Origin of the sequence: Arthrobacter ginsengisoli (genome assembly GCF_031456935.1) — a bacterium.
Classification (GTDB): domain Bacteria; phylum Actinomycetota; class Actinomycetes; order Actinomycetales; family Micrococcaceae; genus Arthrobacter; species Arthrobacter ginsengisoli.
This window is the reverse complement of the sequence record NZ_JAVDVQ010000014.1, coordinates 23,539-37,058: the sequence shown is the minus strand read 5'-3', so window position 1 is coordinate 37,058 and position 13,520 is coordinate 23,539. Positions and strand designations below refer to the sequence as shown.

The window sequence follows — 13,520 nt, the reverse complement described above, 5'->3', positions numbered from 1 at the left end:
CGCATCGATGGACAACCATAAAGAACCTGATGCCTTGTCTGCTTCCGGGGCGCTGGATTCCGGCCCCGCGGCGCCACCGCCAATCCTGGAAGTCCGCGGACTGACCAAGAGTTTCTTCGGCATTCCTGTGTTAAAAGACGCCCATCTGAGCCTTCACCGGGGCCAGGTGCACGGGCTCATGGGGGAAAACGGCGCGGGAAAGTCCACCCTCATGAAGGTGCTGGCCGGGGTGTACCAGCCCGACGCCGGAACCGTGCTGCTGGAGGGACAGGAAGTTAACTTCAGCCACCCCACCAAGGCCCACGAAGCCGGGCTGTCCTCCGTGTTCCAGGAGTTCAACCTCCTGCCCGACCGGACGGTGGCCGAGAACATCTACCTGGGCCGGGAGCCGCGCCGCGGATTGCTGGTGAACAAGGCCCTGATGAATTCGAAAACCGCGGAGCTGCTCGAGTCCGTGGGGATCACCGCTATCCGGCCCACCATGCAGGTGCGGAGCCTGACGGTGGCTGAACAGCAGGTCGTGGAGATCGCGAAGGCGGTCAGCTACGACGCCCGGATCATCTCCATGGACGAGCCCACCGCCGCCCTGGCTGGCGCCGAAGTTGAACTTCTCTACGAGATCGTGGCACGCCTCCGTGAACGTGGAACGGCCATCCTCTATGTCTCCCACCGCCTCCGCGAAGTGTTCGACCTCTGCGACGTCATCACCGTACTGAAGGACGGCAAGGTGGTCAGCACCAAACCGGCCTCGGAACTCGACGACGCCCGGTTGGTCCGGCTGATGGTGGGCCGGCCCATCTCGGCGTTCTTCCCGGACAAGCTACCCCCGGAGAACGTGGACGCTGACGGCGTTGAGGAGGAGCCGATCCTCGAGTTGCAGGGAGCCGGAAACGGCCAGCTGGACGGGATAAACCTCAGCATTCGGCCCGGCGAGATTGTCGGCCTGGCCGGGCTTCAAGGGTCCGGACGCACGGAGTTGCTTCATGGCATCTTTGGCGCAGCACCGTTCACCCGCGGAACAATGAAAATGGCCGGCAAGGAGCTGCTGCCCAAGTCGCCGCGCCAAGGCGTGCGGGCACGGATGGCCCTGATCACAGAGGACCGCAAGGCTGAGGGCCTGAGCCTGAACCAGTCCATCCTGGACAACGCACTCAGCGTTATCCGGTCGGTTTTTCCGCGCCGCACCGGAGCCGTCAGGACAGAAATCCCGGGCGTATTCTCCTCCCTCGAGGTTATCGCCCGTGACCTGGACCAGGAGGTGCAGTATTTGTCGGGCGGCAACCAGCAAAAAGTCGTCCTCGCCAAGTGGCTGGCCATCCGGCCCCGGCTCGTCCTGCTGGATGAACCCACCCGTGGCATCGACGTGGGAGCCAAGGTGGCCGTCTACCGGCTGATGCGCCAGCTCGCGGCGGAGGGGAAGGCCATCCTGATGGTGTCCAGCGAGCTCCCGGAAGTTATCGGCATGTCGGACCGGATCCTGGTGATGCGTGATGGCCGGCTCGTCGGTGAACTGCCGGCCGGAACATCGGAAGAAGCCATCCTCCAGCTGGGAACCGGCGCCCGGACGGCACCCGAAGGAGAGGCATGAAACAGCGAACGGGCTTTTTCCAGCAACTGTCCTCCACCCAGATCGTCTACCTCGTGGCGCTGGTGACACTCATCCTGGGTGCGCTGCTGGTGAATTCGATCGGCCGGAGTTTTTTCAGCCCGGGAAATATCTCAAGCATCCTGACCGGGACCAGCGTCTTGGGCTTCATCGCGATCGGCCAGACACTGGTCATCCTGGCAGGCAGCCTCGACTTGTCAGTCCCCTACGTCACCAGCCTGGCCAGCCTCATCGCCGCCGGGGTGATGGCCAACAACCCAAACAACGTCCTGTCCGCAGTCTTGCTGACGTTGGGGACGGCAGCCGTCATTGGACTCGCGAACGGGCTCATCGTCGCCCGCCTGAACGTGCACGGATTCATCGCCACGCTTGGTGTGGGCCTGATTATCAGCGGCTACCTCGCCACCAATTTCAAGGGCAGCTTCGGCCAGACACCGCTTGCGTTCCGTCTGGTCGGGGCCACAGGGATCGGCCCGGTTCCGATCTCCACGATCATTATGCTGGCCTGCGCCGGCCTGGCGATGCTGCTCCTGCACCGCACCCGCGTGGGGCACCATCTGTACGCTGTCGGCGGCGACGTTGCCGTGGCCCGTACGTCAGGGATCCGCGTTGACGTGCCAGTCATTACAGCGCACGTCATTTGTTCAGTCCTGGCAGGGATGGCAGGACTGCTCCTGGCCAGCAGGCTGGGCGTGGGCAGTCCCACTGTAGGTTCACAGGGCGGCTACGATCTGCTCTCCATCGCAGCGGTCGTGCTCGGCGGCACGCTGCTCTCCGGGGGCAAGGGGACCATCACCGGCACGCTCGGCGGCGTACTGATCTTTGCCATGTTGGACAACATCATGTCCGTCATGCAGGTCAACCCCTTCCTGAAGGACGTGGTCAGGGGCGTAGTCATCGTCGCCGCCGTCGCCATCTATGCCCGGCGCCGGATCGTCACCAGACCGGAACGGTTCCCCGCTAAAGGTTCCGCCGAAACACGCGCTGCCCAGCCTGTGACCGTGGAGGGGCCATGACTACGGCACTGAACCCCGAGCGCAGCACGGTTCTCAAGCAGAACCGTGCCAGCCGCTCCGAGCGGCTCCTGCGCGCCGTACGCACCCCCGGCGGCGCCGTCTTCCTCCTGCTGATCGGCCTCCTGGCGGCCATCATCGTCTTGAATCCGTCCTTCGGGGAGCCGAGTTCCTTCATCCGGTTCGTCGGCAGGACTGCCCCCATTGCCATCGCCGCCATCGGCCAGTACTTCGTCATTGTCGGCGGGGAATTCGACCTGTCGATGGGATCGGTCGTGACGATGCAGGTCATCGTTGCCGGCAACCTGATACGGCAGGACGATTCCAAGGTGATCCCCGTGCTGGTCCTGATGTTTGTGCTGGGTGCATTCATCGGGCTGGTGAACGGACTGATCACCACCCTGCTGCAAGTCCCGAGTTTCATTGTCACGCTGGGCATGATGCTGGCGCTGCTCGGGCTGGTCCTTTACTGGACCGGCGGCGCGGCCCAGGGGAACCCTGCGGACAGCTTCCGGCAGATCGGGCGCGGCGGCATCCAGGACGTTCCGGTCCTGGACATCATTCCCTACCCGGTCATTATCCTGACAGCGGTGGCGGTCGCGGCGTTCGTTCTGATGCGCCGGCCGTACGGCCGCATGCTTATCGGGATCGGCGACAATCCTGCGGCTGCCGCACTGGCAGGCTCCCGCGTCTGGTGGGTTCGGACGCGTGCCTTCATCATGTCCTCGCTGTCGGCCACCGTGGCCGGCATCCTGCTCGTGGGTTATGCGGGCGTGCACCCGTCGGTGGGGCGCGGGTACGAGTTCACGGCGATCACCGCCGTCGTCCTCGGGGGCGTTGTGCTGGGCGGCGGACGCGGCTGGGTCCTGTCCGCCGCGGCCGGGGCGTTTGCCCTCGAGTCGCTGTTCACCCTCCTGAATTTCATGGGTGTCCAGGCGACGTGGCGGGACACCGTCCAAGGAGCAATCATCATCATCGCTGTGGCCGCAGCATCCAGGTCGTGGCAGCGCAAGCGCAAGGGAGCCAGTCCCGCTGCCCACGACGAACAGCACCAGTTGGCTGCAGCACCCACGCCCGCCGAGGGCATCGAACAAGGAGGAGAAAGAGTCTGATGCGCAATAACCATGTCCGCGCGATCGCCCTTGCCGCAACATTGCCGCTGGTGGCCCTGACCGCATGTACCACCACCGACCCATCCGTCACCCAAACGTCGGGGACCGGCACCGGCTCTGCGGCGGCATCCAGTCCGGCAAGCAAAGACTGGTTTGACCAGACGCTCTACGACACCCAGAACCAGCAACGCTCGGCAACCTTTGAAGGGAACCCGGAGCAGCCCTACCTGCAGTACATCGCGGGCCCCATGACGGACACATCCAAGTTCAAGGCCCCTGGAGCACACAAGGTCTGCTTCGCCAACGCCTCCATCTCCAACCCCTGGCGGCAAACCGGCTGGATCACCATGAACCAGCAACTCAAGGCACTCCAGGGCACCGGGGTCATTTCCGAAATGGAAACCAGGGATGCCAAGGACAATGACAACACCCAAATTGCGGACATCGACTATTTCATCGCCGAAGGCAAGTGCGATGCGTTCGTTATTTCACCCAATTCCACGGCCGCCCTCACGCAGGCCGTCGAACGTGCCTGCCAGACAGGCAAGCCCGTGGTGGTGTTTGACCGCGGTGTGCAGACCGACTGCGCCACCACATTCATCCATCCGATCGGCGGATTCGCCTGGGGCATCGACACCGCCACTTTCATCAGTGACAAGCTTCAGTCCGGGGACAAGGTTGTTGCCCTTCGCATCCTCCCGGGCGTGGATGTCCTGGAGCACCGCTGGGCGGCGGCCAAGAAGATCTTCGAGGAAAAGGGAATCCAAGCCAAGGACTACTTCACCAACGCCGACCCCACCGAGATCAAGAAGATCATCTCCGATGAACTGGCCACGGGCGACGTCAAGGGCGTTTGGATGGACGCCGGAGACGGTGCGGTGGCTGCCCTCGAGGCCTTCGAGGATGCAGGCAAGAAGCTGCCCGTGATGACCGGCGAGGATGAGATGAGCTTCCTGACCAAGTGGAAGCAAACCGGAATCGACGCCATGGCCCCGGTCTATTCGAACTTCCAATGGCGCACCCCGCTGCTGGCACTGGAAAAGATCTTCAAAGGCGAACCGATTCCGACCGAATGGGTTCTGCCGCAAAAGCCCATCCTCGCGGACGAACTGGACCAGTGGCTGCAGCGCAACCAGGGCATGCCCAGCGGGCACTACGCCAAGTTCGGCGGTGAGGACCTGGCCGGCTACCCGGAGGTCTGGCAGCAACGGCAGATTCCCTGACGCGGCCCGGCGGTCGCGCGGAACCCCCTCCCCGCGGGACCGCCGCGTCTGGAACGGTCGGCAGGACAAACAGACGGAAGGAGAGAGCTTGGAGCGTCTGACCGGAATCAGCACCTGGGTCTGGGAATCCCCCTTGACCGACTCCATCCTCCCCGGACTACTCGCGAAAATCGCCGCCATGGGGTTTGACGCCGTCGAACTCCCGCTGGAAAACGAGGGCGACTTCACGCCCGCAGCGGTGCGGGAATCCCTCGCAGGAAACGGGCTCCAACCGTTCGTGGTGGGGGCCATGGCACCGGGGCGGGACCTCGTAGCCGCGGATCAGGCTTCCGTGGAAAGGACCCAGGCCTACCTGTCAGCCTGCATCACCATGGCCAGCAGCATCGGCTCACCCACAGTCTGCGGACCCTTCTACGCCCAAACCGGTCGAGTCTGGCGGATGTCGCACGAGCAGCGACGCGACGCCTACGCGGAGCTGCGCCGAAACCTCCACCCGGTCGCGGCCCGGGCCCAGGAAGCGGGCGTGGTGTTGGGCATCGAACCGCTGAACAGGTACGAAACGTCGCTGATTAACACGGTGGACCAGGCACTTGAAGCGCTGGGGCCGCTGCTCGGCAACGGCGTCGGCCTCGCGCTGGACAGTTACCACCTTCACATCGAGGAGCGTTCCGTGGCGGCGGCAGTCCGGGCCGCCGGAGAACATCTGGTTCACGTGCAGGTCTCCGGCAACGACCGCGGCGCACCCGGCGGCGACCAGACCGATTGGAAAGGGTTCCTGCGAGTCCTAGATGAAGTTGGCTACGGGGGTCCGCTGAATATTGAAAGTTTCACGGCGGACAATGCTGCCATTTCCATCGCGGCGTCGATCTGGCGGCCCCTGGCGCCCAGCCAAGACCAACTGGCTGAACGAGGGCTAGCGTTCCTGCGCAGCCTGTGAGCGCGCTGAAGGGCACGGATGCCTCCAAACGACTAGAGTTTCTGACAAGCTAACGCCGTCTGAGGCCCCGTTTGACGGCGCTTCTGGACAAGTACCTCACCACCGGCCGGGAGACACTACCATGACGCACGTAATCCGGAAGGCGGACAGGGACGACGCCGGCCGGCTGGCCGCGCTGGCGGCCGTCACCTTCCCGCTGGCCTGCCCGCCCAGCACATCACCGGCAGACATCGCCGCGCACCTCGCGAACACGCTCAGCGAGGCAAACTTCGTCAGCTACCTCGGCGATCCTGCCGTCACCGTACTCGTCATTGACGCTGTCGGCGAGCTTTGTGGCTACAGCCTGCTGGCCGCGCGGCCGGCCCAGGATCCGGGCGTGGCAGCGGTCCTGACCATGCTGCCCTCAACGGAGCTCAGCAAATGCTACGTCCACCCCGATCACCACGGTCTGGGCGCTGCCGCCGAACTGATGCACGCCAGCATCAGCGCGGCCGCTGCTGCCGGCGCACGGGGGCTCTGGCTCGGGGTGAACGACCAGAACGCCCGCGCCATCCGCTTCTACGAAAAATCCGGCTTCCGCAAGGTCGGCACCAAGTCCTTTACCCTCGGCAGCACCGTGGAGCACGACTTCGTCATGGAGCGCCCGCTCACCCCGTGACCAAGCAGACATTCAGCCGGGGAATGGAGCCGGCGCCGTCGGGGTTGTGGCGAGCATGAAGATTGAGATCTGGTCCGACGTGGCCTGCCCCTGGTGCTATATCGGAAAACGCCGCTTTGAGACTGCACTGGCGGCCTTCCCGCACCGGGATTCCGTGGAGGTCAAGTGGCGCAGTTACCAGCTCGATCCATCGCTGCCGGAGCACTATGACGGCACCGAGCTGGACTACCTGAGCACCCTCAAGGGCATGGCCCCCGCACAGGTCGCCGGGATGTTCGCGCATGTGACCGAGCAGGCCAGCGGCGAAGGTCTCACCTACCGCTTCGACGACGTCGTGGTCGCCAACAGCTTCACCGCCCACCGGCTGATCCATCTCGCCGCGGCGCACGGCCAGCAGGACGCCGCAAAGGAGCGCCTGCTCAGCGACCACTTCGAGCGGGGCTTGGACATCGGCAGCCGGGAGTATCTCACCTCGCTGGGACTGGGCCTGGGGATCGGCGCCGCCGAGTTGGATGAACTGTTCACAACGGACAAGTACGCCGACGACGTCCGCAGGGACTTCGAGGAGGGCCGTGCGCTTGGCATCACCGGCGTCCCGTTTTTCGTCATCGATCGTAAGTTCGGGCTCTCCGGCGCCCAGCCCGCCGAAACATTCGCGGCGGCCCTCGAACAGGCGTGGGATGACAGCCGGCCGTTGCAGATGGTCAGCTCCGCCGGCAGCGGAGACGCCGACGGAACCGCAGACGCTTGCGGCCCGGATGGCTGCGCCGCCGGCTAGTCCCCGTTCCGGCCGCCGAGACCTTCGTCCAGGGGTGGCCGCGGTTCCTTGAGCAGCTTCAGGCCTGGCGGGAGGCCGCCGACGCTGCCCTCCCGGCCGGCCGCGTTGATGGTTATGCGCGAGGGTCCAAGCAGGACGTTTTCCGCCCTGAAGTCCCCGAATTTTTCCGGCAGGATCGGTGCCAGATGGACCGCGTTGCGGGTGAAATCTGGATCAAACCGCAACAGGATACGGGCCAGCTGGATGGGCGTTGCGGCTGCCCAGGCCTGCGGCGAGCAGGCGGTGGGATAGGGTACCGGGCCGTGGAACTCCGACCGGTCAAAGCCACAGAACAGCTCCGGCAACTGACCGTCGAAATGCCCGGCGGCGTCCAGAATGCCGCTGGCGATCTTCGTGGCTTCATCGACGAAGCCGTAGCGCATCAGGCCGGTGGCCACCAGGGCGGTGTCGTGGGGCCAAACGGACCCATTGTGATAACTGACCGGGTTGTAGGCACCCATGTCCGAGGCCAGTGTCCGAATCCCCCAGCCGGTGAACATCTTCGGCGACATGAGCCGTTCCACCACTGACGGCGCCTTCTCCTCGTCAACGATGCCCGTCCAGAGACAGTGCCCCATGTTCGATGTGCAGGAGTCGACCGGGTTCTTGTCCTTGTCCAGTGCGAGGGCGAAGTAGCCCTTGTCCGGCAGCCAGAATTTCTCGTTGAACGCCTCCTTGAGGGCGGCCGCACGCCCCGCCCAGCGGTGTTCTGTGCTAAAGTCCCCTTTTGCTCGGGCCAGCAATGATCGAGCCACGTACGCCGAATACACGTAGCCCTGGACCTCGCACAGTGCTGTGGGAGGCTCGGCCATCCGCCCATCCGCGAAATTGATTCCGTCCCACGAGTCCTTCCAGCCTTGGTTGAGGAGTCCGTGGATGTTGGGGCGAAGATATTCCACGAGGCCGTCGCCATCGCGGTCGCCGTACAGCTCAATCCATGCCAGGGCGCGGTCCGCATTCGGCATCAGCGAATCGATGATGTCGCCCGAAAGGCCCCAGCGGCTGAGCTCGCCCAACAGGCTGACAAACAGCGGCGTGGCATCAGCTGTCCCGTAATAGGCAGTCCCTCCCAGGGACAGGCCGGCAGTGACTCCGAACCGTACTTCGTGCGGAATGCGACCGGGCTGTTCCTCAGAGTCCGCGTCGACTTTGGTGCCCTGGATATCAGCCAGGGTCTGGAGCGTACCGGCAGCCAGAGTGGGATCGATCAGGAGAGCCATGTAGGAGGACAGGAGCGAGTCGCGGCCGAACAGCGCCATGAACCACGGCGCACCGGCGGCCACGGCCACACGACCGGGGTTCTCGGCGTCGAATATCCGCAGCGACCCCAGATCAGTCTGGCTGCGCTGCAGGGTTGCCTCGACGCCGTGGTCCGCCACGGAGATGCGAGGGACGCTTTCCCCCCACGCCAGGTGACGCTGCACGCCCGTCCGTTGCCGGGGCACCCCCGCCTCGGTGAAGGGCTCTTTGGGAGCCACATCGTTGATGAGCGGAACGACGATAACGCTGGTGGACCATTTGCCCCTTGCCGCAATGGTCGCACGGAAGCGCAGGCCGTCTACGGTGATTTCGGCGCCCGCCGCCCGGATGGCGGAGCCACGCCGCTGTCCGTTGCGGACCGCTTCGACCAGCAGCCTTTCGTCCCGGACGCTTCGGCTGACGGCGGCGCCGTTGGGTTGGCGGCCACCTTTGACTTCGAAAAGATCCGCCTGATCGGCGTCCACAAGAATTTCGATGTCACAATCGACTGCCTCCGCGGAATAATTCTCCAGGGTGATGTCGTCGCGAAGGCCTGGCCCGACATGGCGTTCCTGCCTGACGATGAGCGGGCTGTCGAACTTGCCATCGGGCCACGAGGCGCGGCCCACGAAGGTGGCTTCGAAGGTGTCGGGCCGCTGCGCCACCAGCGGCTCACGGAGTGCGCCGTTAATGCGGAGGATCCAGCGGGACACGATCCGGGTGTCCTGGTAAAATGCGCCGTTGGTTCCGCCGTCAGGACTGATGTCGCCGCTGACGGCAGAAATGCAGAAGGAGGATCCCTCCAGCAGCGTAACGGCGTCGGCACCGGCGATTTCGGCTTCGGTGTTGGCATTCCATGCAGTCATGGATGCGCTCCTTCCTCATTGCCGCTGGGTGGAGATTGGGCGCGATTCCGGCGCCCCGATAACGGTCCTCCCTACTCGATTCTGCTGCACGTGGGAGCCGTCCGGAACCCTTGGAACCTGACTCTTTTCCACAAGTTTTGCGTACAGGTCCAGGTGGTTGGCCACCATCCTCTCGGTGCTGAAAAGCTTGAGTGCACGGTCCCTGCAGAGCGACCGGTCCAGCGCTGCGGCCAGAGGCAGGAGGCCATGGAGCTGTTCAGTGGGGCCCAGGTACCCGGTTTTGCCGTGGTCCACGATCTCGGGCGCGGATCCAATCGGTGTGCCCACCACGGGGGTTCCTGTGGAAAGGGATTCGATCATCACCAGTCCGAACGGCTCGGACCATTGGATGGGATTCAGGAGTGCCATCGCTTCACCCATGAGCCGGTACTTGTCCGTGTCCCCCAGCTCACCGAGGAATTCCGCGTTCGAGCCCAGGAGCGGCTCGATCACTGAGCGGAAGTACTGGATCTCTTGAGGTGCGCGCATTTTGGCTGCAATGCGCAGCGGAATGCCTGCCGTGCGAGCGATGTGGATTGCCTCCAGCACCCCCTTGTCCGGACACATTCTGCCAACAAAGCAGACATAGCCGCCCCTCCCGGAGCCGATCGGCACGGCCGCGACGTCCATTCCATGATGGATTACCCGGGTGACCGGGACGTCGGGGGCCCGGGAGGTCTGATCACGTGAAATTCCGATGATGGCAGTGCTGGCCGCCATGGCACGGTACAAATCAGCCGAAGCCTGGGTGAGCGGGCCGTGAATGGTCGTCGCCACCGGAGCGGGAGCCACTGCCCGGGCCACCAGCGGGCCGGCCAGCGTGTGGTCGTGAATGATGTCCACACCCTGCAGTCCGTCGTAGGCCCTGATCACGTGACTGAGCTCTGACAGCGTGAACCCGAGTTGCTCCGGTTCCGCGGGCCGCATAGCCGGTACCAGGGGCGCAGGACAAGTGCTGTCCGAGGCTGCGGCCAACAACACCTCGTGCCCCGCTGCGATGAAACCCCGCGCGAGGGAGTCAATAATCCTCTCTGTCCCGCCGTAGCCGACGGGTGGAACCGGAATCCACGGCCCCGCAACAAGTCCGATCCGCATGTTCGGTCTCCAGGAGGATGACAGGCCGGGTCCCGGACCTGTCGACCTTATTTGTTCCAAAAGGCTTCTGCATAACCTGTTGTTCCGACTATCGCCCCGCCACAGGCCCCATTTCAAGCCCTTTTTTGTTGACGGTTCCCGAGCCAGTTGATATTTTCGCGCTCAACTGAGGCCACCAGCTAGGCAGGTCTCTTGCGACAGGCGCGTGGCGTTCCTTCACCGAAGTTGGTGCGGATCGACCCGGCGCGCGAAAAAGTCTTGGTTCCTTCTCACTTAGTTGGATGTGGTTGCATGTCGTAGTTGGGCGAAGATGCATGGCTAGACGGCACTCCAAACCAACCTGCGGCGGAGGCGCCTAGCCTCGGCGTCCACGGATATAGGGGGACTGAAATCGGGGGGGTCCGCCGGTAGGGTTCTTCCATGCGTACTGCCTCACGGAAGTTGCCGACACTTCTGATGCTTTAACACCGCCGTTCAACTGCTCGTCCCAGTCCGCTGCCAAATCTGGTCGGCGGGTCGCCATGTCGTTGAAGCCTGGCCACACCCGTCGACCAGCGCAGTAGGGACACTTCGATCCTCGGATCGCGGTTGAAATTTGTCTTTGATAAGAATGACCCGCTTCGCGAGTGGGCTTGCGTCCCTCCCCAACGTCTATCGGTAACCGCGAAAGCCCCTGCCTCGAAGGGCTTTCCCATGTGCCGGGAGTGCGGCCGGGGCGGCGTTCACAGGCCGCCCGACCAGGGTTCCGGCGCGCCCCCGGCGACCCTCATGGAGCCAACTGCCGTCTGCTGGCAGCAACGGTTGCTGACGTTCGGGACCCCGTGTCCTGCATGCCCGGCGTAGGCCTCAAGACTTGATGCCTCATTCCCTTCGGACGAAGGGCACGACTGTGACTGTGTGGGCCCACCGCCTCTGGGATCAGGATGTCGCGAGCCGCGCCTCGGGAATCGTCGGTTCGAATAGTTCGATCGGATTGCCCGAGGGGTCTTCGATCAGGACCTGTTTTCCGCCCATGCCCGTCACGATGTCATTGCGGAACTGCACGCCTGCATCGCGGAGGGTCCGCACGGTTGCCGCGAGGTCAGATACTTCCAGCGCGAATCGATTCCACCCGCCCGGCGCGGGCCTGGTGCCGTCGGGCATGCTCTGCCCTCCTCCGCCCTGGCCGCTCGGAGCGCTGAGCAGCAGCCGCAAATCACCGCGCTCGAGCATGGCAAAAGGCGGGGCCGGATGCATGACGAGCGTGAATGCCAAATGTTCGCGGTAAAAATTGATGGCTGTATCGACATCATCGACGATGTAGCGCACGCTTACGGTGGCCATAAGGAGACCTCCTTGCTCTGCACTCAGGAATACGCGCCACCTCGCGGCCTGTCAACGCGCCGAATATCAGACACGCCCACGATCGTTCGAGGCGGGACATGAAGGCCGCGGTTGTCGGGGCGGGCATAGCGGGCCTCGTCGCGGCCCGTCAGCTCGGTTTGGCCGGCTGGGACGTCGTGCTCCTCGAGAAATCTGCCGCTCCGCGCCCCGATGGCTACATGATGGACTTCTTTGGTCCGGGAGTGGAGGCGGCGGAGAGGATCGGGCTCTACCCGCGGCTCGCAGCGGTAGCTTACCATGTCGAGGCAGCCGAGTATGTCGATAAGGCAGGACGCCCCACGTCCAGCCTCGACTACGACCGGTTCTCCCGGCTTGCCGGCGGGAAGGTCCTGAGCCTGTTGCGCCCCGACATGGAGTGCGCCGCCCTCGCTGCGCTCGAGGACGTGGCCTCCGGCCGGGTGCGGGTCCACTACGGGGCGCCGGTATCCCAGGTATGGAGTGATGACGACGGCGTGCGGGTCGCCGTCGATGGCTCGCCGGACGTGACGTTCGCCGCGGACGTCCTCCTGGGCGCTGATGGCATCCATTCCGGAGTGCGCGCCCGGGTCTTCGGTCCCGAAGAGGAGTACCTGCGCCCCCTGGGCATGCGTGCTGCCGCCTTCATCGTGACCGAACCGATCCTGAATGCCCGTTTCCGGAACCGGTTCGTCCTCACCGACAGCATCGACCGGATGGCCGGGCTCTACGGCCTCCGCTCGGACGAGGTGGCGGCATTCATGGTCTACCGGGACGCCACAGGCGCCCCACGGCACCTGCGTTCCGGGAGTCCGCGGGAGCGGCTGCGCCGCGAGTTCGCCGGACTCGGCCACGCGGTCGACCGGCTGCTGGAATTGTGCCCCGAGCATCCCTACGACGATGTCGTCGCACAGATCGTCATGCCGGGCTGGCAGAGGGGGCGGACCGTCCTCGTGGGGGACGCCTGCGGGGCCGTATCGCTCCTCGCGGGTCAGGGCGGCTCGCTCGCCATCGCCGGTGCCGCGCTACTGGGAGATGTTCTGGGACCCGTCGCTTCACCTGAGAGGATCAGCCCGGCCCTCGCCGAATTCGAGCGACGCTGGCGACCCGTGGTCGAGGAGGCCCAGGCCGCAGGGAGACGCACCGCGTCACCATTCCTCCCCGCGAACCGGACCCAGCGCCTCCTGCGCCGGTGGACCATACGGGCAACCCATCTGCCAGGAATCGACCGACTGGTGGCCCGCCAGATCGTTGGCAGAATTGCAAAATAAGCCCGACCCACGCCATCCCCAGTGACCATTAGTGGAAGCCGCATGAAAGACCCGCAGAGCAGGCAACGACCTGAACAGCGCGGTGACGTGGTCTCTGATTCCCGAAGGCGCCGGCACGCGGCTGATCCTCATTCACGAAGGGTTCGACCCGAAGGAGCCCAGTCACGTGATAGCTCACCGCATCATGAACGGCGGCTGGCACGGACAGATACTCAAGAAGCTGACGGAAACGCTGCGCAGACCGAGGAGTGGGTATCCGCCAGTCCGGAGTATTCGAACCTGATGAAAATGGCCTGCCATTGTGGT

General features: G+C 64.5%; 12 protein-coding genes. 9 read left to right on the top strand and 3 right to left on the bottom strand.

What is annotated here, in order from left to right:
* Positions 1-7 precede the first annotated feature (7 nt).
* From J2X01_RS15325 to J2X01_RS15295, 7 genes are all read left to right on the top strand, one after another.
* On the top strand, positions 8-1,588 hold the full coding sequence (locus tag J2X01_RS15325) for a sugar ABC transporter ATP-binding protein (protein WP_310059174.1): 1,581 nt from the start codon (positions 8-10) through the stop codon (positions 1,586-1,588).
* Positions 1,585-2,622 (top strand): ABC transporter permease, encoded by a 1,038-nt coding sequence (locus J2X01_RS15320; RefSeq protein ID WP_310059171.1) that lies wholly within the window; start codon positions 1,585-1,587, stop codon positions 2,620-2,622. The genes J2X01_RS15325 and J2X01_RS15320 overlap by 4 nt, the downstream gene beginning before the upstream one ends.
* A complete protein-coding gene (locus J2X01_RS15315; protein WP_310059168.1) occupies positions 2,619-3,731 on the top strand; it encodes an ABC transporter permease in 1,113 nt (370 codons plus the stop codon). The genes J2X01_RS15320 and J2X01_RS15315 overlap by 4 nt, the downstream gene beginning before the upstream one ends.
* Positions 3,731-4,954 (top strand): substrate-binding domain-containing protein, encoded by a 1,224-nt coding sequence (locus J2X01_RS15310; RefSeq protein WP_310059165.1) that lies wholly within the window; start codon positions 3,731-3,733, stop codon positions 4,952-4,954. The genes J2X01_RS15315 and J2X01_RS15310 overlap by 1 nt, the downstream gene beginning before the upstream one ends.
* 88 nt (positions 4,955-5,042) lie before the next feature.
* A complete protein-coding gene (locus J2X01_RS15305; protein ID WP_310059163.1) occupies positions 5,043-5,891 on the top strand; it encodes a sugar phosphate isomerase/epimerase family protein in 849 nt (282 codons plus the stop codon).
* A 121-nt stretch (positions 5,892-6,012) separates the two neighbouring features.
* Complete coding sequence (locus J2X01_RS15300) at positions 6,013-6,549, top strand: GNAT family N-acetyltransferase (RefSeq protein ID WP_310059161.1); 537 nt, start codon at positions 6,013-6,015, stop codon at positions 6,547-6,549.
* A 55-nt stretch (positions 6,550-6,604) separates the two neighbouring features.
* On the top strand, positions 6,605-7,327 hold the full coding sequence (locus J2X01_RS15295) for a DsbA family oxidoreductase (protein ID WP_310059157.1): 723 nt from the start codon (positions 6,605-6,607) through the stop codon (positions 7,325-7,327).
* Here J2X01_RS15295 and J2X01_RS15290 read toward each other — a convergent pair.
* The 3 genes from J2X01_RS15290 to J2X01_RS15280 form a co-directional block, all read right to left on the bottom strand.
* Positions 7,324-9,471, bottom strand: a complete 2,148-nt coding sequence (locus J2X01_RS15290) for an amylo-alpha-1,6-glucosidase (protein ID WP_310059154.1) — start codon at positions 9,469-9,471, stop codon at positions 7,324-7,326. The two genes, J2X01_RS15295 and J2X01_RS15290, sit on opposite strands and share 4 nt — an antisense overlap.
* A gap of 15 nt (positions 9,472-9,486) precedes the next feature.
* Positions 9,487-10,605 carry a glycosyltransferase family 4 protein gene (locus J2X01_RS15285; protein WP_310059152.1) on the bottom strand — a complete coding sequence of 373 codons (1,119 nt, stop codon included), beginning with the start codon at positions 10,603-10,605 and terminating at the stop codon, positions 9,487-9,489.
* Between the two features lie 918 nt (positions 10,606-11,523).
* Positions 11,524-11,928: a VOC family protein gene (locus tag J2X01_RS15280; RefSeq protein ID WP_310059150.1), complete on the bottom strand. Its 405-nt coding sequence runs from the start codon at positions 11,926-11,928 to the stop codon at positions 11,524-11,526.
* 98 nt (positions 11,929-12,026) lie between these two features.
* Here J2X01_RS15280 and J2X01_RS15275 point away from each other — a divergent pair, with 98 nt between their 5' ends.
* Both J2X01_RS15275 and J2X01_RS22050 read left to right on the top strand, forming a co-directional pair.
* Entirely contained in the window at positions 12,027-13,214 is a 1,188-nt protein-coding gene (locus tag J2X01_RS15275; protein WP_310059147.1) for an FAD-dependent monooxygenase, read from the top strand.
* 70 nt (positions 13,215-13,284) lie between these two features.
* Positions 13,285-13,497 (top strand): SRPBCC domain-containing protein, encoded by a 213-nt coding sequence (locus tag J2X01_RS22050; protein WP_374724982.1) that lies wholly within the window; start codon positions 13,285-13,287, stop codon positions 13,495-13,497.
* Positions 13,498-13,520 lie beyond the last annotated feature (23 nt).